20 protein-coding genes and 1 tRNA gene are annotated in these 20,410 nt (G+C 72.5%); 3 read left to right on the forward strand and 18 right to left on the reverse strand.

The window, feature by feature from the left end; all coding sequences use genetic code 11:
* Positions 1-4 precede the first annotated feature (4 nt).
* Positions 5-1,249 (reverse strand): hypothetical protein, encoded by a 1,245-nt coding sequence (locus BGO37_RS03145; RefSeq protein WP_291752172.1) that lies wholly within the window; start codon positions 1,247-1,249, stop codon positions 5-7.
* A gap of 54 nt (positions 1,250-1,303) precedes the next feature.
* Positions 1,304-1,981, reverse strand: a complete 678-nt coding sequence (locus BGO37_RS03150) for a sigma-70 family RNA polymerase sigma factor (RefSeq protein WP_291752174.1) — start codon at positions 1,979-1,981, stop codon at positions 1,304-1,306.
* A gap of 146 nt (positions 1,982-2,127) precedes the next feature.
* Between BGO37_RS03150 and BGO37_RS03155 the strand changes: the two genes are divergently transcribed.
* The gene (locus BGO37_RS03155; RefSeq protein ID WP_291752176.1) at positions 2,128-2,586 is read left to right on the forward strand and encodes a hypothetical protein; all 459 of its coding nucleotides are present in this window, start codon (positions 2,128-2,130) and stop codon (positions 2,584-2,586) included.
* Positions 2,587-2,598: 12 nt separating this feature from the next.
* On the opposite strand, the gene BGO37_RS03160 is transcribed toward BGO37_RS03155, so the two are convergent.
* From BGO37_RS03160 to BGO37_RS03185, 6 genes are all read right to left on the reverse strand, one after another.
* Positions 2,599-2,916: a chorismate mutase gene (locus BGO37_RS03160; protein WP_291752178.1), complete on the reverse strand. Its 318-nt coding sequence runs from the start codon at positions 2,914-2,916 to the stop codon at positions 2,599-2,601.
* On the reverse strand, positions 2,913-4,178 hold the full coding sequence (gene clpX, locus BGO37_RS03165) for an ATP-dependent Clp protease ATP-binding subunit ClpX (protein WP_291752181.1): 1,266 nt from the start codon (positions 4,176-4,178) through the stop codon (positions 2,913-2,915). The genes BGO37_RS03160 and clpX overlap by 4 nt, the downstream gene beginning before the upstream one ends.
* 179 nt (positions 4,179-4,357) lie before the next feature.
* A complete protein-coding gene (locus tag BGO37_RS03170) occupies positions 4,358-5,065 on the reverse strand; it encodes an ATP-dependent Clp protease proteolytic subunit (protein ID WP_291752182.1) in 708 nt (235 codons plus the stop codon).
* Positions 5,066-5,093: 28 nt separating this feature from the next.
* On the reverse strand, positions 5,094-5,711 hold the full coding sequence (locus BGO37_RS03175) for an ATP-dependent Clp protease proteolytic subunit (protein WP_291752185.1): 618 nt from the start codon (positions 5,709-5,711) through the stop codon (positions 5,094-5,096).
* A gap of 111 nt (positions 5,712-5,822) precedes the next feature.
* Complete coding sequence (gene tig, locus BGO37_RS03180) at positions 5,823-7,244, reverse strand: trigger factor (protein ID WP_291752187.1); 1,422 nt, start codon at positions 7,242-7,244, stop codon at positions 5,823-5,825.
* Positions 7,245-7,383: 139 nt separating this feature from the next.
* Positions 7,384-7,818: a pyrimidine dimer DNA glycosylase/endonuclease V gene (locus tag BGO37_RS03185; protein WP_291752189.1), complete on the reverse strand. Its 435-nt coding sequence runs from the start codon at positions 7,816-7,818 to the stop codon at positions 7,384-7,386.
* A gap of 69 nt (positions 7,819-7,887) precedes the next feature.
* Here BGO37_RS03185 and BGO37_RS03190 point away from each other — a divergent pair.
* Together BGO37_RS03190 and BGO37_RS03195 are read left to right on the forward strand one after the other, a co-directional pair.
* Positions 7,888-7,961 (forward strand) — tRNA-Gly (locus tag BGO37_RS03190).
* 260 nt (positions 7,962-8,221) lie between these two features.
* The gene (locus BGO37_RS03195; RefSeq protein WP_291752190.1) at positions 8,222-8,512 is read left to right on the forward strand and encodes a hypothetical protein; all 291 of its coding nucleotides are present in this window, start codon (positions 8,222-8,224) and stop codon (positions 8,510-8,512) included.
* A gap of 145 nt (positions 8,513-8,657) precedes the next feature.
* Here the strand turns inward: BGO37_RS03195 and BGO37_RS03200 are convergent, their stop codons facing one another.
* From BGO37_RS03200 to BGO37_RS03245, 10 genes are all read right to left on the reverse strand, one after another.
* Positions 8,658-9,509, reverse strand: a complete 852-nt coding sequence (locus BGO37_RS03200; RefSeq protein ID WP_291752193.1) for a CoA ester lyase — start codon at positions 9,507-9,509, stop codon at positions 8,658-8,660.
* A complete protein-coding gene (locus tag BGO37_RS03205) occupies positions 9,506-10,696 on the reverse strand; it encodes a CaiB/BaiF CoA-transferase family protein (RefSeq protein ID WP_291752195.1) in 1,191 nt (396 codons plus the stop codon). Before BGO37_RS03205 ends, BGO37_RS03200 begins: the two co-directional genes overlap by 4 nt.
* Positions 10,693-12,723, reverse strand: coding sequence for an SUMF1/EgtB/PvdO family nonheme iron enzyme (locus tag BGO37_RS03210; protein WP_291752198.1), 2,031 nt, complete (start codon positions 12,721-12,723; stop codon positions 10,693-10,695). The genes BGO37_RS03205 and BGO37_RS03210 overlap by 4 nt, the downstream gene beginning before the upstream one ends.
* Positions 12,720-13,622 (reverse strand): ribokinase, encoded by a 903-nt coding sequence (locus tag BGO37_RS03215; RefSeq protein ID WP_291752200.1) that lies wholly within the window; start codon positions 13,620-13,622, stop codon positions 12,720-12,722. The genes BGO37_RS03210 and BGO37_RS03215 overlap by 4 nt, the downstream gene beginning before the upstream one ends.
* The gene (locus BGO37_RS03220) at positions 13,619-14,974 is read right to left on the reverse strand and encodes an ADP-ribosylglycohydrolase family protein (protein ID WP_291752202.1); all 1,356 of its coding nucleotides are present in this window, start codon (positions 14,972-14,974) and stop codon (positions 13,619-13,621) included. The genes BGO37_RS03215 and BGO37_RS03220 overlap by 4 nt, the downstream gene beginning before the upstream one ends.
* Positions 14,971-16,146: an ADP-ribosylglycohydrolase family protein gene (locus tag BGO37_RS03225; RefSeq protein WP_291752204.1), complete on the reverse strand. Its 1,176-nt coding sequence runs from the start codon at positions 16,144-16,146 to the stop codon at positions 14,971-14,973. The genes BGO37_RS03220 and BGO37_RS03225 overlap by 4 nt, the downstream gene beginning before the upstream one ends.
* Before the next feature lie 72 nt (positions 16,147-16,218).
* Entirely contained in the window at positions 16,219-17,544 is a 1,326-nt protein-coding gene (locus BGO37_RS03230) for an ABC transporter substrate-binding protein (RefSeq protein WP_291752206.1), read from the reverse strand.
* Between the two features lie 64 nt (positions 17,545-17,608).
* Complete coding sequence (locus BGO37_RS03235) at positions 17,609-18,445, reverse strand: carbohydrate ABC transporter permease (RefSeq protein ID WP_291752208.1); 837 nt, start codon at positions 18,443-18,445, stop codon at positions 17,609-17,611.
* Positions 18,442-19,380 (reverse strand): carbohydrate ABC transporter permease, encoded by a 939-nt coding sequence (locus BGO37_RS03240; RefSeq protein WP_291752210.1) that lies wholly within the window; start codon positions 19,378-19,380, stop codon positions 18,442-18,444. Before BGO37_RS03240 ends, BGO37_RS03235 begins: the two co-directional genes overlap by 4 nt.
* Positions 19,377-20,360 carry a LacI family DNA-binding transcriptional regulator gene (locus tag BGO37_RS03245; protein ID WP_291752213.1) on the reverse strand — a complete coding sequence of 328 codons (984 nt, stop codon included), beginning with the start codon at positions 20,358-20,360 and terminating at the stop codon, positions 19,377-19,379. Before BGO37_RS03245 ends, BGO37_RS03240 begins: the two co-directional genes overlap by 4 nt.
* Between the last annotated feature and the right edge of the window lie 50 nt (positions 20,361-20,410).

The raw sequence follows: 20,410 nt of genomic DNA on the forward strand, positions 1-20,410 counted from the left end.
ACAGCTAGCCGAGCGAGCGCAACCGGCTCCGGTCGGCCGACTGCGACAGCAGCGAGCCGCTCGGCGTCGAGCCGTCCGACCAGCGCAGCAGCGCGCCGACGCCGTCCCGTGGTGCGGCGTCGCCCTCCTCGGCGAGCGTCACCCCGGCGTCCTGGCCCAGCGCGGCGCGGACGAGGGCGACGTGCGCGGTCATCTTCCGCGGTGCCGCCGACAGCCCGAGCCCGTCGAGGTCCCCCGCCGAGACGCCCAGCTGGAGCGGCTCGGCGCCCACCCACAGCTCGCGCGTGCTCAGGGCGCCCTCGATCGCCCCGATCGCCAGCACCAGCTCGGCCACCTGACCGCGTCGCAGCACCTCCACGACGTCGCCCAGCCCGCTGACGGCGCCGTCGCCACGGCCCGTCGCCTCGGCGAACCGTGCCAGCACGGCCTCGCGTCGCCTGGCGCGGAACGCCGCCGCCGCCTCCCGCAGGTGCACCTTGAAGGCGCCCTCGTGCACGCCCTCGCCGCGGCCGCCGCCCGGCACGTCGACGGCACGGTCCCGGACGGCCTGCCCCACGCAGTCCTTGACGAACCCGAGGGTGCGCAGGTCGCCGGTGAGGACCACGAGGTCGGGGGCGTCGTCGGCCACCGCCTTCTCCAGCGCGTGGGCGATCACCTCGGCGTTGCGCTGCCAGGAGTCCTCGGCGCGGGTCTGCGCGCGGCGCGCGAGATCGCCCTCGCGGGTCTTGTGCACGTCGTCGTGCCCACCGGTGACGGTCGTCGTCTCCGGGGTCCGGTTGCGCTCGCCGCTCGTCAGGCGCGTCAGGTCGGCGCCCGTCCGGTCCACCGCGACGACGAGCAGGCGCACGGCCTCCTCCGCCGCCCGGACCACCGGCAGCAGCGCCGGTGCCGGCCCGACGTCGAGGCGGGAGGTCGCCGGTGGCACCGACAGGATCCGGTCGACGAGGACCTCGTGCGCGTCCGCGACGAGGACCCGCCCGTGCGGGTCGTGCCGGCCGTCCGGGACGGCGAGCCGCGCGCCGATCTCGTCGAGCACCGCCGGGTCCACCCCGGGGGGCGCCGACCGGCGCAGGCCCTTCCACCGCTCCGCGGTGTCCAGCTCGATCCCCGTGCCCGCCGGCGTCGCATCGACGTACACCGTGGTGAAGGGACCGGGCCGTCCCAGCAGGGGCTTGAGCGCGTGCAGCTGCATCGGCACCTCCGCGACGAGGACGCCCAGGCCGGCCGCCCGGCGAGGCGTTCCCCCCACCTTGGGCCACCGGCGCCCGGCCCGCCACCGCAGGGCCCCACGGCGACCGTCCCGTCAGTCGAGGAGACGACGGAGCTCGGCCTGCGCGCGCTCCACGAGCGTCCGGGCCGTGTGGTCGGAGGTGCCGAGGTGGCGGCCGATCCTGCGGTACGACCACTCCGCGCCGTCGTCGAGGCCGTAGCGCAGGACCAGCGCCTCGGCCGCGCGCGGGTCCATGCGGACCAGGCCGCTGCGCACCGCACTGACGAAGTCCCGCGCGACCGCGACGTCCTGCGGGTCGGCCAGGGGGTAGCCCGGCGCCGGCAAGTCCTCGTCCTCCTCGACGGGATCCGTGCGCAGCTGCCGATGGAGCGCGGCGACGGTCGCCGCCGAGATGCCCAGCGCGGCGGCGGCGAGGTTCAGGCTGTCCGCGTTCTCGTCGAGCGCGCGGCGTACCGCGACCGTGCGCCCGACCAGGTCGCTGGGCACGACCGCGGGGAACTCCTGCCGCGCGATGGCCCGCTGGATCTCCTTGCGCACCCAGGTGTGCGCGTAGGCACCGAACGGCACGGCACGGTCCGGGTCGAACCGCCCGGCGGCGATGAGCAGCCCGAGGATCCCCGCCTGACGCAGGTCCGCCCGGTCGACCCGCCACGTCCGGTACCGCGCGACCTCGCGGTCGACGAGGCCGGAGTGCGCCGCGACCAGCCGCGCCCGGTCGGCGGCGCCGGGCACCGCGTGCTGACTGCTCACTGCCGTGGTCTCCCGGGGCTCGTCGCCGTGGTGCCTGCCGATCCTGCGATACCGCACGGGACGCCGGGTGCGAGGCTCGCACCGCGACCCGAAGGCGGTATCCCCTGGGGCGACCGACGACCACCGCACCCGAAAGGCCCCGCACCATGCCCGATCTCGACAGCACTCCCTGGACCGCTCTCCCGATCGTCCCCTACGGCGCCGTCCTGCACGTGCCGGGGGGCTGGGAGGCACTGCCGCCCGTGCCGGCCAACGGCCCGGAGGTGCTGCGGGCCACCGGGGGCCCGCGCGAGAACCTCATCGTCTTCAAGGTGCCGACGAGGGGACGCAGCGCCGTGCAGGTGGCGGACACCGCGCAGGAGAGGCTGGCGGCCCACGGCTACGACGACTTCGTCCGTACGCAGGTGACCTTCGCCGGCCGGCCCGGGGTCGCGCTCGACTTCGTGACGGTCCGCGACGCCGACGGCGCCGTGGTCTACCGGACCCGGGAGTACTTCGCCGTGCGCGGGCATGCGGCGTTCATCCTCGGCATGGGAAGCGCGACGTGGGAGCAGCACCTGCCGCTCATCGAGGCGATCGCCGAGCGGTTCGAGCTCACCGACTGACCTGCGACGGGCTCACACCTGCTGCGAGCGGTCCAGCGCGATCTCCTCGTGGTGCCGGATCACCTCGGCGACGAGGAACGCGAGGAACTTCTCGGCGAACTCCGGGTCGAGGTCGGCCTCGCGCGCCAGCGCGCGCAGCCGCGCGATCTGCACCGCCTCACGCTCGAGGTCGGACGGCGGCAGCCCCAGCTCGGCCTTGAGCACGCCGACGCGCTGGGTCGCCTTGAACCGCTCGGCGAGGATGTGGACCAGCGCGGCGTCGATGTTGTCGATGCTGTGCCGCAGGCGGGCCAGCTCCGGCGGCACGCCGCCGGGGGACGCCTCCGTCACGCGCTCTTCTCTCGTGGCGTGCGCTTCTCCCGCGGGACGTCGCGCGGCACCAGCGTCGGGTTGACGTTCTTCAGCACCACGTCGCGCGTGATGACGACGCGGGCGACGTCGTCCCGGCTCGGCACCTCGAACATCACCTGCTGGAGGACCTCCTCCATGATCGCCCGCAGCCCGCGCGCGCCGGTGCCGCGCAGCAGCGCCTGGTCGGCGATGGCGCCCACCGCGTCGTCGTCGAACTCGAGCTCGACGCCGTCGATCTGGAACATCCGCTGGTACTGCTTGATCAGGGCGTTGCGTGGCTCGGTGAGGATCCGCACCAGGGCGGCCCGGTCGAGCGGCGACACGGTGGTGATGACGGGGACGCGGCCGATGAACTCCGGGATGAGCCCGAACTTCAGCAGGTCCTCCGGCATGACCTCGCCGTAGACGTCGACGTCGTCGGCGGTGTGCAGCGCGGCGCCGAACCCGATCCCCCGCCGCCCGGCGCGGCTCGTGATGATGTCGTCCAGCCCGGCGAACGCGCCCGCGACGATGAACAGCACGTTCGTCGTGTCGATCTGGATGAACTCCTGGTGCGGGTGCTTGCGGCCGCCCTGCGGCGGCACGCTCGCCGTGGTGCCCTCGAGGATCTTCAGCAGAGCCTGCTGCACGCCCTCGCCGGAGACGTCGCGCGTGATCGACGGGTTCTCGCTCTTGCGGGCGATCTTGTCGATCTCGTCGATGTAGATGATCCCGGTCTCGGCCTTCTTGACGTCGTAGTCCGCGGCCTGGATGAGCTTGAGGAGGATGTTCTCCACGTCCTCGCCGACGTAGCCCGCCTCGGTGAGGGCCGTGGCGTCGGCGATGGCGAACGGCACGTTGAGCATCTTCGCCAGGGTCTGCGCCAGGTACGTCTTGCCGCAGCCGGTGGGGCCGATGAGCAGGATGTTCGACTTGGCGATCTCGACGTCGTCGGCCGACCGGTCACCGGCCTGCACGCGCTTGTAGTGGTTGTAGACGGCCACGGCGAGCGACCGCTTGGCGGGCTCCTGGCCGATGACGTACTGCTCGAGGAACTCGAAGATCTCCTTCGGCTTCGGCAGCTCGACCATGCCGGTCTCGGTGGCCTCGGCGAGCTCCTCCTCGATGATCTCGTTGCACAGGTCGATGCACTCGTCGCAGATGTAGACACCAGGTCCTGCGATGAGCTTCTTCACCTGCTTCTGCGACTTGCCGCAGAACGAGCACTTGAGGAGATCGGCTCCGTCTCCGATACGGGCCACTGGCCATCCCCTTCCTGGTGGTCGCCGCCGGTCGGTCGGTCGTCGTACGCCCCATTGCACACCACCCGGGGCCCGGTGTCAGCCTAGGTCGGCCGAACGCCCGGCGTGTTGCCGTACCGGGCGCGGCGCGGCCCCGGACGCCACGCGGTCGCGCCGCGGGTGCCGGGGCCGCCCGTGCGTCAGACGCCCTGCGCGGTCGCGGCGACGACACCCTTCCGGCTCGCCAGCACCTGGTCGACGATGCCGTAGGCCACCGCCTGCTCGGCCGTGAGGATCTTGTCGCGCTCGATGTCCCCACGGACCTGCTCCACGGACTGGCCGGTGTGCTGGGACAACGCCTCCTCCAGCCACTCACGGATGCGGATCAGCTCGTTGGCCTGGATCTCGATGTCCGAGGCCTGGGCGTAGCCGCCACCCTCCATGGAGGGCTGGTGGATGAGCACGCGCGCGTTCGGCAGCGCCAGGCGCTTGCCGGGCGTGCCGGCCGCCAGCAGCACCGCGGCCGCCGAGGCGGCCTGGCCCAGGCACACGGTCTGGATCTGCGGCTTGATGTACTGCATCGTGTCGTAGATGGCCGTCAGGGCCGTGAACGAGCCGCCGGGCGAGTTGATGTAGAGGATGATGTCGCGGTCCGGGTCGGTGCTCTCCAGCACCAGGAGCTGGGCCATGACGTCGTCGGCCGAGGCGTCGTCCACCTGCACGCCGAGGAAGATGATCCGGTCCTCGAACAGCTTGGTGTACGGGTCCTGGCGCTTGAAGCCGTAGGCCGTGCGCTCCTCGAACTGGGGCAGCACGTAGCGGCCCTGTGGCGATGCGGCGAGACCGCCGAAGCCACCGGCCCCGGCCATCCGCCCGGCCCGCGCGACGAACTGCGATTCGGTGCTCACTGGATACTCCTCGTTCGTCGGGCGCAGGTCAGTTGGTGCCGCCGCTGCCGGTCACGGAACCGGCGGTGGCGACGACGTGGTCGATGAACCCGTACTCGAGCGCCTCCTGCGCCGTGAACCAGCGGTCGTGGTCCGCGTCGGCGTTGATCTGCTCGATCGTCTTGCCGGTCTGCTCGGCGGTCAGCTCGGCCAGCACCCGCTTCATGTGCAGGATCAGCTCCGCGTTGATCCGCACGTCGGTCGCGGTGCCGCCGAAGCCGCCGGACGGCTGGTGCATGAGCACGCGCGTGTGGGGCGTGGCGTACCGCTTGCCCTTGGCGCCCGACGAGAGCAGGAACTGCCCCATCGACGCGGCCATGCCCATGGCGATGGTGGCGACGTCCGGCTTGATGTACTGCATGGTGTCGTAGATCGCCATGCCCGCCGTGATCGATCCCCCCGGCGAGTTGATGTACAGCCAGATGTCCTTGTCCGGGTCCTCGGCGGCGAGCAGCATCATCTGGGCGCAGATCGCGTTCGCGTTCTCGTCGCGCACCTCGGAACCGAGCCAGATGATCCGCTCGCGCAGCAACCGGTTGTAGATGTGGTCGTTGAGGCCGAACCCCGGGGTCTCGGTCCGGGCGATCGCCGGCACCAGCTCGTTCACGACTCGCTCCTTACGCTCGCGTTGGCAAGGACACTAACGCCCGCGCGGGGAGGGACTTCCCCGCGCGGGCGTCGTTTCGCTGTCGGCGCAGGACGCCGCCCAGCGGTGGTGTCAGGGGCGCAGCAGCGACGAGATGTCGGTCGCGGCGTCGGTGTCGACCGGCGCCAGGTCGGGCTCCCCGGCCTGCGAGGCGGCGGCCGCCTGGACCACCTGGTCGACGGCCGAGGCGGTGGCCGCGTCCTCCTCGTCGGTGCCGATGTACTCGGACAGGTCGACCGGCTCGCCCTTCGGGTCGACGACCTTGACGTGCCGCAGGCTCATCGCCAGCGCCTTGCTGCGGGCGACCTCGGCCACCATCGAGGGGATCTGGCCCTGCTGGTCGATCGTCTGGATGAAGGTCGACGGGTCCATGCCGTACTGGCGGGAGGCGTTGACCAGGTAGTCGACGAGCTCGCCCTGGCTGACCTTGACCTCGAGCTTCTCGGCGAGCGTGTCGAGGAGGATCTGGTTGCGCAGCACCGTGGTGGTGTCGGCGCGGACCTCGGCCCCGTGCTCCTCGTCGCCGACGCGGTTCTCGGCCTCGAGGTGACGCACGACCTCGGCCTCGACGACGCCGGTCGGCACCGGGATCTCGATGCCGGCGACGAGCGCCTCGAGCAGCTTGTCGCGCGCCTGGATCGCGCGGTTCGAGCCCTTGATGCGGGCCACCTGCTCGCGCAGGTCGGCCATGAGCTCGTCGAGCGTGTCGAACTCGCTGGCCAGCTGCGCGAAGTCGTCGTCGGCCTCGGGGAGCTGGCGCTCCTTGACGGTCGAGGCCGTCACCGTGACCTGGGCCGTCTCGCCCGCGTGCTCGCCGCCGACGAGCGCGGACTCGAAGGTCGTCGTCTCCCCCGCCGACAGCGAGGTGAGCGCGTCGTCGAGACCCTCGAGCATGTTGCCGGAGCCGATCTGGTAGCTGACGGCCGAGACCTTGTCGATCTCCTCGCCGTCGATGGTGGCCACCAGGTCGATCTGGACGAAGTCGCCGTCCTGCGCCGGGCGGTCGACGCCGACCAGCGTGCCGAAGCGCTCGCGCAGGGAGTCGAGGCGGCCGGCGACGTCCTCGTCGGACACCTCCTCGCTCTCGACCTCGACCGTGATGTCGTCGAGCGACGGGACCTCGATCGTCGGGCGGACCTCGACCTCGGCGGTGAAGTGCAGCTCACCCTCCTCGCCGGGCGCCGTCGCCGTGAGGCCGGGGACCTGCGTGACGTTGACGTCCGGCTGGCCCAGGGGGCGCAGGTTGTTCTCGCGGACGGCCTCCGCGTAGAAGGTGCCGAGGCCCTCGTTGACGGCGTGCTCGATGACGGCCGGGCGGCCGACGCGCTGGTCGATGATGCGCGGCGGGACCTTGCCCTTGCGGAAGCCCGGGACGCTCACCTCGGCGGCGATGTGCTTGTAGGCCTCGTCGATGTTCGGCTTGAGCTCGTCGTAGGTCACCTCGACGGTCAGCTTGACCTTGGTGGGCTCCAGGGTCTCGACGGCGCTCTTCACGATGCTGCTCTCCAACTGGCTCGGGGGGTGCCGGTGCTCCGTGCTCCGGCGGGCGCTGCGCGGCCTACGACGAGCACGCGCGGCCGCGCGCAGGCGACCACCGATCCTACGTCCTGCCGGTCACCCGCCCAACCGACCTTCAGCCTTCCCCTGCCCGCTCCCACGACGCCACCGGGCCTGGGATCACCACGAAGAGGGGGTGCGGCGCCGGTGCGGCCGTGCTCCAGCGCTCCGCGTCCTTCGGGCTCCGCGCCGCGAGCTTGGCGCCGAGGTGGCGCCACTCCAGCGCGAGCTGGCCGTCGGTCACCGTCAACCGCACCGGCTCTCCCTGTCGGAGGATGCGCCCCGCGTCGAACCGGTAGCCGCGGGCCGTCGCCTCGTCGCGCAACCCGGCCAGGTAGGCGCCGATGGCCGCCATCGGGTCCGGCTGCTCGCGGAACCGGTCCAGCTGCGGATGGTGCTGGTAGCCCTTCGTGGCGCCCACCAGGACGGCCTGCGCGAGCAGGGACTCGCGCCAGCAGGCCAGCAGGCCCTGGCGGTCCAGGTACCGGGGGTGGAGCGACCACATCCGCACGGGACCAGGATGCCCTCCGATACGATCTGGCGGTCCCGCCGCCCGTGCCATGCGCGCGCCGGGGGGCGCGCGGCCGTAGCTCAATGGCAGAGCCCCAGTCTTCCAAACTGGCTACGCGGGTTCGATTCCCGTCGGCCGCTCCAGTAGATACCCAGGTCAGATGGCCTGTTCCGAGGTCAAACCTCACCGGCGGCGCCCGGAAGACCGAAGCAAGGCGGCCGGGGCGCCACTGCCCAGGCCGCCTCGCGGGTCGGTCACTTCTTCTTCTTGTCCTTCTTCTTGTCCTTCTTCTTCGCCACGGCGACGCCCCTCCTTCCACCTGGTCACGTTGACCCAAGAGTCAACCCTCAGTTGACGCGACCGTCAACTTCTCGTTGTCGTCCGGCCGCCCTACGATGGACTCGTGGCCGGATCGGAGCGGGACGCGCGAGCGAGGCGACGCGGCGCGCTCGAGGCCACGGCCGACTCCTTGACGGTGCTGGCCGCCGCCCGCCGGCGACGTGAGAGCGCCGAAACCCGGGAGCTGGACGCTGTGCGGGCAGCACGGGACGCCGGGGCCTCCTGGGGCGACATCGGCGACCTCTACGGCCTGACCAAGCAGGGCGCCCAGCAGCGCTTCAAGCCCCTGCTCGGACGCATCCACCCCTTCCCGGACGACTCCGGGACCAACCGGCCCGACGCCGCGCCCGCCTGAGAGCCGGGAGTCCGACAGGAGCTCGGCGCGCGTGTACTCGAACGCTGGCACGGCCTTGTCCGCGGTGGCCGGACCCCGCCCTGGCGGTGCGCCCGTCCCCTGTCGTCGACGGACGAGCCGTCCACGCGCGCGAGCGACACGAGGATCAGTCTTGCCGACCACCGCCGCCATCCGCCGTGGCGGCGACGAGCGCCAGGATGAACCGAGCATGCTCGACCATCGCGATGTCGAGGAACGTGCCATCCGCGAGGAGGACGACGCCGACGCCGGCATCCCCCGCGGCACCCACGCTGTCGATCACGCGCTGGGCGTGCGCGACCTCATCCGGTGCCGGGGCGAAGGCTGTCCGGATCACGTCCAGCTGCCCGGGATGGATCGCCGCCCGGCCGCAGAACCCGAGCCGTCGCCCGACGAGGCACGAGTCCCGAAGCCCATCGCGGTCTCGCACGTGCGGGTAGACGGACATCGTCGGCGAGGGAAGCCCGGCGGCACGTGCCGCGACGATGATGCGCGAGCGGGCGAAGGCAAGTCCCTCCTCCGCGGTGCAGCGCATGTCCGAGAGCAGGTCCGCCTCGCCTAGGCCGACGGAGGCGACGGTGGACGCTGCGGTGGCGAGCGCGAACGCGTTCTCGACGCCCAGCGCGCTCTCGATGAGCAGGTGCAGCGGCCGGCCTGGAAGCCGCGCCGCGACCTTCACGACGTCATCGGACGTCTCCACCTTCGGCAGGCGCACGCCGACGTCCGTCCGCAAGGACGACACCAGGGTGAGGTCCTCGTCGTGCCACGGCGTCGCGGTCGCGTTGACCCTGACCTGGACCGGGCGCGTCGAACCGGCGACCAGCTCTCGGACCGTGTCACGGGCGGCCGCCTTGTGCGCGGGGGCGACGGCGTCCTCGAGGTCGAGCACCACGACGTCGGCAGAGGAGCGCAGGGCCTTGGCGACGAGGTCGGGCCGATCGGCCGGCGCGTAGAGGAGGGTGACGACGAGCGCGTTCATATGTCGCCGCCGGCCCGCAGCGCGGCGATGCGCTCGTCGCTGAAGCCGAGGTCGCGCAGCACGGCAGCGGTGTCCGCGCCGTGTGGCCGCCCCGTGTGGGCGATGACGGCGTCGGCGTCCGAGAGCCGGAAGAGAGGGCCCTGCATCGTCATCGGCCCGAGGTCCGGGTCGTCGATCTCGTGGATCGTGCCGAGCGCCCGGAACTGGGGATCCTCGACGATGTCGTGGGCGTCGTAGATCGGCGCGACGGCGGCGTCGGCCGCCTCGAAGGCCGCGACGACCTCGTCGCGGGTCCGGCGCCGGATCCAGCTGCCGACCACGGCGTCGAGCTCGTCGGCGTGCTCGGCGCGGGAGGCACCCGCGGCGAACCACGGCTGCTCGGCCAGCTCGGGGTGCCCGACGAGCCGGACCACCCGCTCCGCGACGGACTGTGCCGACGTGGACACGGCCACCCACCGGTCGTCGGCCGTGCGGTAGGTGTTGCGCGGGGCGTTGTTTGACGACCGGTTGCCGGTGCGGGCCTGCACGGTGCGCAGCTGGTCCCATCGGGTGATCTGTGGGCCGAGCATCGCCAGGATCGGCTCGATGATCGCCAGGTCGATCTGTTGGCCGCGCCCGGTCCGTTCCCTGGCGTGCAACGCCACCATGACGGCGTACGCGCAGGCCAGGGAGGCGACGCCGTCGGCCAGCCCGAAGGGTGGCAGGGTCGGTGGCCCGTCGGGTTCGCCGGTGAGGCTGGCGAACCCGGACATCGCCTCGGCCAGCGTGCCGAAGCCCGGACGTCCTCGGTAGGGACCGGTCTGCCCGAAGCCGGTGACCCGGGCCAGGACCAGGCGGGGGTTCGCCGCGGACAGCACGTCGTAGCCCAGGCCCCACCGTTCGAGCGTCCCCGGGCGGAAGTTCTCGATGACGACATCCGACCTGCGGGCGAGCGCGAGGAACACCTCGCGGCCGCCGGGCCGCGACAGGTCCGCCGTGACGGTCGCCTTGTTGCGGCCCAGCGTCTTCCACCAGAGGTTGACACCGTCCTTGGCCACCCCGTGCCCACGGGAGGGGTCGGGCTTGCGCGGGTGCTCCACCTTGATCACCTCGGCCCCCATGTCGCCGAGGTGCATGGCGGCCATGGGGCCCGCGAACAGCGTGGACGCGTCGACCACGCGCAGGTCCGCCAACGGATGCGCCTTCATGGTCGTGCCTCCTCGATCGCCCACGCGCAACGGAACCCGACCCACCGGCTCCGCGCCAGTCCGAGGCCGGGCACCAGCAGCTTCGCGGTCAGCTCCGGCGGCTGCGGCCCGCCGTCGAAGTACCACTCCGACCCGAGTGCCGCGTGGTCGCAGCCGCCCTTGAGCATCGCGAACCGGGTGCGGCCGTCGGTGTGCTCGCTGTCGGTCCAGTTCCACACGAGCGGCGGACGGCGCCGCAGCGCACCGGTCTGCGCCGCGAGCTGCCACTCGTCCTCCGTGGGCAGCCGGCCGCCTCGCCACGCGCAGTAGGCGCGTGCGTCCGCGAGGTCGACGAACACGACCGGGTCGTCGTCGTGACCGGCCGGGGGCCGACCGCCGGACCAGTGGGCCAGGAAGCGGTGCGGCACCGCCGGCCGGTAGCGGGTCGCGCCCAGGAACTGCGCGAACTGGGCATTGCTGACCTCGAGGGCCCCCACCGCGACCGGGGCGGCGGAGGCGCCGTCACGCTGCAGCGTGCGCGTGTCGTGCAGCCGTGGCGGCAGCGGCTTCCACTCGTCGACGTACGGAGCGCCCTGGTACATGCCCGTCTCACGGGCCCGGTACCGCACGGTCAGCACCCACGGGCCTTCGGGCACGACGACGGTCTCCTCGGCGATCGCCGCACGGGGCACCGGCGGCGGCGCCGGTGGACCGACGCGGGTGGCCACCCGGTGGTGGAACCGCGCATCGGGCACGTGGTCGAGCCCGCGCATGGCGGCTCGGAGCGCGGGCAGCCAGGCGGGTTCCGGTGTCCCGGGCTCAAGGACGAGGACGGCCGCGATGCCGTGCGCCGGGACCAGGACATCCTCGCCGCCGGCGGGCTGGTCCCGGTCGGGTGTGGCCGTCAGGTCCACGGCCGTGCCCGGGGTGCCATCGGGGAGCACGCGGCCGGTGACATCGTCGTCGCCGCGATTGACCAGCGCCCACAGCTGGACGCCGCCCTGCGCGAAACGTGAGGCGTGCAGGCCCTGCGGCGCCCCTGCCGCGAGCGGGGCCAGGGGCGTCCAGTCACCGGCGAGCAGCAGGTTGTCCGTCGCTCGCTGCACCGTGAGCATCCGACCAGCGGTGCCGGCGTCACGCGCGTTCCACCCCACCCAGACGCCGAAGACGACCTCCCAGACCATCACCCCAGCGCCGTTGAGCCAGGCAGACTGGAGCTCCTCGGCATGGTCGCGGTGCCAGCGGCGGGTGTGGTGCTGCATGTGCCGACGCTCGAACCAGTGGGCGCGCAGCACCCCCGGCACAGGTGAGTCCGCGAAGTACTGGGCCCAGGACGCCGCGTGGTCGCCGATCCGTTCGACGGCGAGCTTCGACTCGCCCTCCAGCACGATCCCCGGTCGCACCCGCCGCAGCGCTCCGACCAGCTCAGGGTCGGCCTTGCGCAGCGTGTCGAGGAAGACGCCGTCGACGCCGAGGTCCGCGACCAGCGAGGCGAGCTCCGTGACGTCGTCGCCGGCCCGACGGGTGCCGACGTCCCACGGGTTGTAGTCGACGAAGACGTGCAGACCGGCCGCGTGCAGGTCGTCGACCAGGGTGCGCAGCCCCGGGACGTCGCGGTACCAGTCCCACTGGTTGCGTTCGTCGATGCCGATCACCGGGTAGGCGTGCCAGAGGACGACGGCGTCCAGGCCGCCGAACCGCTCGCGCGCGTCCGCGAGGAACCGATCGGGCGTGAACCTGCCCTGCTCGGCGTCGTAGAGCAGCTCGTCCCAGAGCCACACCTGGGCGACCGCGTGGCAGCGCGCCGCCCAGGCCGCCGCCGGTTCGTCGTAGATCCGGCCGTCGTAGTCGATCCGGTCACGGGAGGCGGTGCGCCACTCGGCAAGGCGCGCGCGCCAGGCGGGCAGGTCGCCGGGGTCGTCCGGGGCGGCGAAGATCTTCGCCCCGTCGAGGTGAGCGACGAGCGCCGGGGTGAGCGGCGCGCGCAGGTCCACGACGGTCGGCAGGTCGATCGACCGCGGGACGAGTGCGTCGAACGCCTCGCTCATGCGAGCCGCCCCAGGGCGGCCAGGACCTCGGCGGCCGTCGGGATCCCCGACTGTGCGCCCCGGCGCGTGACCGCCAGGGCGCCCGCCACGACGGCCGCCCGCGCCGCCGCGACGACCTCCACGCCGTCGGCCAGGCGAGCCGCGAGGACGCCGCAGAACGTGTCCCCCGCTCCGGTGGAGTCGACGGGGTCGACGTCGAGAGAGGGCACGTGCACCACCGGAAGGCCGCGCCGTGCGACGAGCGCACCCAGGGCACCCATCGTCACCACGACGGTCGGCACCGTCGCCAGCAGGTGCTCCACCGCGGTGTCGACGTCGCCGCCGCCGGGGCCCAGGTCGATCGCCTCGTGCTCGTTGACCACGAGCACGTCGACGGCGTCCCACAGCTCGTCGGGCAGCGGCCGCGACGGTGCCGCGTTGAGCACCAGGAGGCACGCGGCCCGGCGCGCCGCTGCCGCGGCGAGCACCACCTCGAGCGGCACCTCCAGCTGGGCCAGGACCACGTCCGCGCCGGCCACGGCGGCGGCCGCCGCGGGGGTCAGGGCGAGCCGCGCGTTCGCGCCGGCCGCGACGACGATCGAGTTCTCGCCATCCGGCGTGACGGTGATGAGCGCGGTGCCGGTCGGCACATCCACCCGGCCGACCGCCTCGGTGGCGACGCCCGCTCCGTGGAGCGACTCCAGCAGGAGCTCGGCCGCGTCGTCACGGCCGAGCGCGCCGACGAACACGGTCGCCGCCCCTCCGGCGCGGGCCGCGGCCACGGCCTGGTTCGCCCCCTTGCCGCCGGGGCTGCGGCGCAGGTCGCCGCCGAGCACCGTCTCGCCCGGCCCGGGGTGGCGGTCCACGTCGACCACCAGGTCGACGTTCGCCGAGCCGATCACTGCCACTCGCCCGGTCATCGCGTCCGCCGCAGCTCGTCAGCCAGCAAGGACGTTCGGGCGGCGAGGTCGACGATGCGCTGCTCGCCCCCGGGCAACGACGTGGCGATCCGCCCCGCGATGGGCCCGGACCACTCCTCGCCGATCCCCTGGACACCAACCAGGGCACCGACCACCCCGCCGACCGTCGCACCGACCGAGTCGGTGTCCCACCCGGCCGTCACGGCGGCGCACACGCTGTCACCGTAACGACCGCCGCCACGCTCGAGGGCGAACGCGATGGTCGCCGCGTTCGGCAGCACGTGGACCCAGTGCAGGTGGCCGTAGTGGCGGTGCAGCTCGTCGAGGCCGTCGGCGAGGGTGCCGCCGTGCCGCCCGGTGCGACGACCCAGCTCGATCGCCTCCGCGAGCGCACTCTCCGGTGGCACGACGGCCGATGCGGTGTCCAGCACCGCCTCGACCGAGTCGGCCACCACGGCCGTCGCGGCGAGCGCGGCGGCCCACATCGCACCGTAGAGGCCGTTGCGGGTGTGGCTCAGCCGGGCGTCCCGCCAGGCGAGCTCGGCGGCCCGGAGCGGTTGACCCGGCGCGGTCCAGCCGTAGACGTCCGCGCGGATCAGCGCGCCGATCCACTCCCGGAACGGGTTGCGCAGCCGGGCGGTCTCCGGCGCCGCGTACGCCTCGAGAAGGTTGCGGTATGCGGCTCGTTCGGCGGTGAACACCCGCCCGGCGGGGAGCTGGTCCAGCCAGAGCTGGGCCACGTCGTCCGTGGTGAACCCGAACCCGTGCCGCTCGAGGAGCAGCAGCCCCAGCATCGGGAAGTTCAGGTCGTCGTCCTCCGGGGCACCGGAGATGTTCTCCTCGAGGCTGGTCGGCGCGCTGCGGCGGTTCCAGGGCCACCGGGCCGCCACGTCGGCGGGCAGGCCCACGGCGGTGAAGTAGCGGTCCAGCGGCCAGCGACCGGTCGACCGGAGGATCTCCTCGATGCCCTGCCGAGGGATCTTCTCCACCGGCTTGCCCAGCACGCACCCGGCGGCGCGGCCCGTCCACGCACCCTCGAGTCGCTCGCCGAGGTCGCGGCCCGGCCGCACGACGGTGGCGGCTCCGACCAGGCGCGCCAGGTCCGCCCACTCGGCGGGCTGCGAGGGGTCCGGCGGGGCAACGGTCGCGTCCAGCTCGTCGAGGAGCACGCCGGCCAGCGTCCGCAGCCGCCGCTCGGCGCGCGCCTCGGACGCGCCCGAGACCCTTGGCGTCGGGTCGCCGCCGGCCGCGACCCACCGGTCGAGCACGCCGGACACGTCCTTGCCCTCGGCCTCCGACTGCACAAGCTCGTGGGCCAGGAGGTCCTCCGGCTGGGCCCAGGTGAGCCTCATCGGTGCTCCGTGGATGCCTGGCGCGACAACGCCGCCAACCGCGCGGCGCGCTGCGCGGCACGGCGTGCGTCGGCGGTGACCAGGTCCGCGGTGACCTCGGCCATGAGGCGCCCGGTCGCGTGCAGGTCGATGCGGCTCGCCTGCTCGATCTCGTCCAGCCACTCGGCCGGCACCGCCGCGGTCCCGCCCAGGCCCGCCGCGAGGGCGCCCGCCATCGACGCGATCGAGTCGGCGTCCCGGCCGTAGTTCACCGCGGCCAGCACTGCGCCCCGGTAGTCGCCCCGGTGGGCGGCGAGCAGCGCCAGGGCCACCGGGAGCTCCTCGATCGACTTGGTGCGCGAGGGGCGGCGCGCATCCATCGCCGGCGCCCGGTAGTCGTCCCCCACGCTGTCGAAGGGAGCGACAGCGGCGCGCACCCGGTGCGCCAGCCCGCGCTCGGCGTCGTCGCCCACCGGCGGCGGCACGGTGGCCACCGCGTCGAGGACCGCCTCGATCGCCGCCGCGGTGCCGTCGTGGGCGAGTCGGCGCGCGGCGTCGAGGACGGAGTCGAGGGTCGCGTCCGGTGCGACGGAGGCCGCGACGGCTGCTGCGAGCACCCCCGCCGCCTCCCGTCCGTAGCTGGACTGGTGCGCGCCCGCCACGTCGATCGCCTCGGCGTACGCGGCCGCGGGCTCCCCCGGGTTGGCCAGCCCCACGGGGGCGATGAACATCGCGGCGCCGCAGTTGACGATGTTGCCCGTCCCGGCCTCACGCGGGTCGACGTGCCCGTAGTGAAGCCGCGCCACCAGCCACTTCTCGGCGAGGAACACCCGCTGCAGCAGCAGCACGGTGTCCTCGAGCTCCGGCACCCACTGCGGTTCGCCGATCATCAGGGGTACCAGCGACTCGGCGATCGCGTACGCGTCCAGGTGGTCGCGTCGTCGGGCGTAGACCTCGACCAACGCGCAGGTCATGAGGGTGTCGTCCGTGACGTGGCCGTCGCCCTTGTGGTACGGGGCGATCGGCCTGGCGGCTCGCCAGTTCTCGTGGAACGGCCCGACGATCCCGCGCACCCGGCCGCCGTACCGCTCCTCGATCTGCCGGGGCGTCCAGCCCTCGGTCGCCCCGCCGAGGGCGTCCCCCACGGCCGAACCCGTGATCACCGCCGTCACGCGGTCCTTCAGCCCGTCCACCCCATCCTCCTCCTGCCACGATCACCCGACTCGCTCGGGGCGGCCACGCCTGGTGGCCGCCCCGAGGTCAGCTCATCCCAGCTGCTTCCATCCGCTGGTCAGCGCGTTCGCGAGCCCGGCGTCGTCGATCTGGTTCGCCAGGTACTTCTGGAAGGCCGGGGTAGCCACGGTGCTCTTCCACTGGGCGTACTTGTCGACGAACAGGAACGGTGCCGACTGGAAGTCCTTGCCGCTCTTGAGGATCTGGTCCCAGCCGTTCTGCGATCCGAGCTTGGCCGCCATCGCCTGCTGCGCCGACGTCGTGGCGGGGATCAGGGCGTCCGCCTCGTTGACGGCTTCCAGGTTGTCCGTCGAGGTGAAGTACTCGAGGAACTTCACCGCCTGCGCGACGTGCTTGGAGTCGGCGCTGACCGAGAGCGTCTGAGGGTCGGCAGCCTGCGCCGCACCGTCCGGACCGGCGAGCGGCGGGAGCACGACCCAGTCGAAGCCGGCCGGCGCGTCCTTGGACATGCTCGCGGCGAGGTACGAACCCTGGACGGTCATGGCGACCTTCCCGCCGTAGAAAGCCGCGAGGGCCTCGGAACCCGACTGGGTCAGCGTGACCGGCAGGATCGACTTGTCGTCGTAGGCCATCTGGTGCACCAGCTTGGGCAATGCCATCTCGCCGTCGCCCACGTGGATGGTCGCGGAGGTCCCCGTCCCGTCGAAGTACGTGCCTCCGGAGCCCAGGCCGAGGGTCATGAACGTCGCCACAGGGCTCTTGAGGCCCCAGCCGACCCCCGCCACCCCGTTCTTGGTGGTCGCCTTGGCGATCTGCCGGAACTGGTCCCACGTCATGGAGTCGCCGGTCGGGATCATGACCCCTGCCTGGTCGAGGAGGGTCTTGTTGGCGAACACCATGTAGGACTGCACCTCGGTCGGGTAGGCGATCACCTTGCCGTCGACCGTCACCGAGGCCAGCAGCCCCTTGCCGATGTCGTCTTTCTTCGCCTGCGACATCTGGCCGGTCAGGTCGGCCAGGTACCCGTCGGACGCGAACGAGACGATCGACGCGGCGTCGTCGTGGATGATGTCCGGCGCGGTGCCGCCGGCGAACTGCGTCGTCAGCTTGTCGTTGATCGAGTCCCAGCTCGCCTGGACCACCTGCACCTGGATGTCGGGGTTGGCGGCGTTCCAGCTGTCGACGACCTTCTTCGTCGCCGCGATGGTGGCCGGCTGGTCCGACAGGGACTGGAAGGTCAGCGTGACCGGCGTACCAGCCGGTGTGGATGCCCCGGCGGCGCCGGAGGCGGTGGCACCGCCGGTGGTGGCCGCGTTGCCTCCCCCGCTCGAGCAGCCGGCGAGGGCGAGCACAGCCACGGCCGCCGCGACGAGCGGCATGCGGTGAACGGTCTTCATCGACGTTCCCTTCTCTCGGTTGGTGTCGCGGGATGCGACGTTCTGCCCCCTGGGGGCCGGAGGGTCATCCCTTCACGGCTCCCGCCATCAGGCCGCCGACCAGGCGGCGCTGCAGGATCGCGAAGAAGACGATGCTGGGGATCGCGGCCAGCACCGAGCCGGCCGCGAGGGGGCCGAGCGCGACCTTCCCCTCCCCGCCGACGAACATGCTCAGGGCGATCGGCAGCGTGTAGTGCGCCGGTGACTGCAGGAGCACGAGCGCGAAGAAGAACTCGTTCCACGAGGACACGAACGCGAACATCGCCGTCGCGGCGACGCCGGGCATCAGCAGGGGCAGCACGATGTGCCGCAGCACGCGCAGCCTGCTCGCGCCGTCGATCGCGCCGGCCTCCTCCAGATCGCGGGGGATGGCGGCCACGTACCCCTGGAGCATCCACAGCCCGAACGGGAGCGTGTAGGTCGTGTGGACGAGGGTCAGCCCGAGGAGGGAGTCGGTCAGGGCGATCGTCCGCAGCACCAGGAACAGCGGCAGGATGATGAGGATCACCGGGAACACCTGACTGACCAGGATCCAGCCGGTCCCAAGGCTTCGCACGGCTCCTCGCACGCGTGCCAGCGCGTACGCGGCCGGCATGCCGATGAGCACCACGAGCGCCGTCGAGGCGAGCGCGACCGCTGCCGAGTTCCCCGCCGAGTGGATCAGGCCTTGCCGCGCCAGGGCGTCGGCGTAGTTGCCCCACCTCCAGCCCCGGGTCGGGAGCAGGGACACGGTCAGCGAGTTGAGCTCGCCGGACGACTTGACCGAGGACGAGATGAGCCACAGCAGGGGGAAGCCCAGGAAGAGGACGTAGCAGACGAGCGCGACGTACTGCGCCGGGCGGACCAGCGCCCGGCGCCTCATGGCTTGTCCTCGGCCCGCAGCTGGGACCACAGGTACAGGCCGAGGAGCGCGACGACCACCACGACGAGCACCACACCCATGGCGGCGGCGTACCCGATGTTCCGGTTCTGGAACGCCTCGATGTACGTGAACAGCATCGGCAGCATCGTCTGGCCGCCCGGGCCGCCCTCGGTCAGGACGTACACCAGGCTGAACGAGTTGAAGTTCCAGATGAAGTTCAGCGACGTGATCGACGTGATGATCGGCCGAAGGCTCGGGACGGTGACGGCCGTGAACCGTCGCCACGCACCCGCACCGTCGATCGCCGCCGCCTCGTAGGTGTCGGGCGGCACCTGCTGCAGCCCGGCGAGCAGCGTGACGGTGGTCTGGGGCATCCCCACCCAGACGCCGACCGCGATGACGGCCGGCAGCGCGGTGGTGAAGGATCCCAGCCAGTTGATGTCGTTCGGCAACCCGATCGAGCCGAGCAGGGCATTGAGTGGGCCCGCGTTCGGGGAGTAGATCATCCGCCACATGATCGAGACGACGACCGGAGGCATCGCCCAGGGGATCAGCGCCAGCACGCGCGCCAGGCCGCGAAGCCTCAGATCGGCGTTGAGCAGCAGGGCCAGACCCATGGCGGCGACCAGCTGGAGCAGCGTGACCGAGACCGCCCACACCATCCCGATGCGGAAGGACGCCCAGAACATGCTGTTGGCGGCGAGCTTCGTGAAGTTCTCGACGCCGACGAACGAGTAGTGCGGCGTATGCACCAGGCGGGCGTCCGTGAACGCCAGCGCGAGCCCCGCGAGCAGCGGGGCGACCGACAGCACGACGATCAGCAGCACCGACGGCAGCACGAGCACGGCCGTCTCCCGACGCTGCCGAGTGACGACACCTGCGGGCCGACGCACGGCGACGCGCGCCGGTGACGAGGCGAGGGTGCGACCGGTCACGCCGGACCACCCGAGGACTCACGCACCACGAGCCTGGGAGCGACGTGCACCCGTTGCGCCGGGCCCTGCTCGCCGCCGATGCGGCGCAGGAGGAGCTCCGCCGCGGCCTTGCCTCGTTCCCGCGAGCCGAGCGCGACGCTGGTGAGGCTCGGGGAGAACACGGCGGCGATCTCCGTGTCGTCCATCCCGGTGACTGCGACGTCGCGCGGGACGCTCAGGTGGCGCCGGCGCAGCGCCTGGATGCAGCCGATGGCCAGCAGGTCGTTCGCCGCCACGATGGCGTCGGGCCGTTCGGCCGCGCCATCGTCGAGCAGCGAGTCCACGGCCCGGGTCCCGGCCTCGACGGTGAAGTCGTCGGCGACGAGCATCCCCAGGAGGGGCAGACCATGGCGGGCGACCGCGGCGTCGAAGCCCTGGAGACGACGAGAGGCGGGAGTGGTGCCCAGCGGGCCGTTGAGGAAGAGCAGACGGCGCCGACCCGCGCCGACCAGCTGGTCGACCGCCATGCCGATGCCCGCGGCGGAGTCGGCCCACACGGAGTCGAGCGTCGTGCCCTCTGCCACCCGGCCGATGACCACGACCGGGATCGGTGCGTGCTCCATCTGCTGGGCCAAGGCCTCGTTCGACCGCAGCGGGCTGATGACGAGACCGTCGACGACGCCCGAGCTCAGCGCGCGGATCACGTCCGCGGTCGACGTGACGTCGTTGCCCGTCGTCGCCACCACCACGTGGTAACCCTGCGGGCCCACCACCTCGTGGATCGCCTTCATCATGTCCACATACACGGGGTTGCCGATGTCGGCCACGGCGAACCCGACCTGGAAGGTGCGCCCCATCCGCAGCGAGCGGCCGGCGGCATCCGGGTAGTACCCGAGCCGCTTGGCGGCAGCCTGAACCTTCTCGATCATCTCCGGGCTGGCGCCGTTGCCATTAAGCGCACGGGAGGTCGAGGCCAGCGACGCCCCGGCGAGGTTTGCCACCTCGTGCAACGTCGGGCGACGACCCATTGCCGACCTCCACCCTGAGACGG

The organism is Cellulomonas sp. 73-92 (genome assembly GCF_001898175.1).
Lineage (GTDB): Bacteria > Actinomycetota > Actinomycetes > Actinomycetales > Cellulomonadaceae > Cellulomonas.

Bases quoted from the DNA above. Each gene is read 5' to 3' on its own strand.
- BGO37_RS03155 (WP_291752176.1), top strand. From the start codon at position 2,128: ATGCCCGATCTCGACAGCACTCCCTGGACCGCTCTCCCGATCGTCCCC.
- BGO37_RS03200 (WP_291752193.1), bottom strand. From the start codon at position 9,509: ATGAACGCGCTCGTCGTCACCCTCCTCTACGCGCCGGCCGATCGGCCC.
- BGO37_RS03205 (WP_291752195.1), bottom strand. From the start codon at position 10,696: ATGAAGGCGCATCCGTTGGCGGACCTGCGCGTGGTCGACGCGTCCACG.
- BGO37_RS03210 (WP_291752198.1), bottom strand. From the start codon at position 12,723: ATGAGCGAGGCGTTCGACGCACTCGTCCCGCGGTCGATCGACCTGCCG.
- BGO37_RS03215 (WP_291752200.1), bottom strand. From the start codon at position 13,622: ATGACCGGGCGAGTGGCAGTGATCGGCTCGGCGAACGTCGACCTGGTG.
- BGO37_RS03220 (WP_291752202.1), bottom strand. From the start codon at position 14,974: ATGAGGCTCACCTGGGCCCAGCCGGAGGACCTCCTGGCCCACGAGCTT.
- BGO37_RS03230 (WP_291752206.1), bottom strand. From the start codon at position 17,544: ATGAAGACCGTTCACCGCATGCCGCTCGTCGCGGCGGCCGTGGCTGTG.
- BGO37_RS03235 (WP_291752208.1), bottom strand. From the start codon at position 18,445: ATGAGGCGCCGGGCGCTGGTCCGCCCGGCGCAGTACGTCGCGCTCGTC.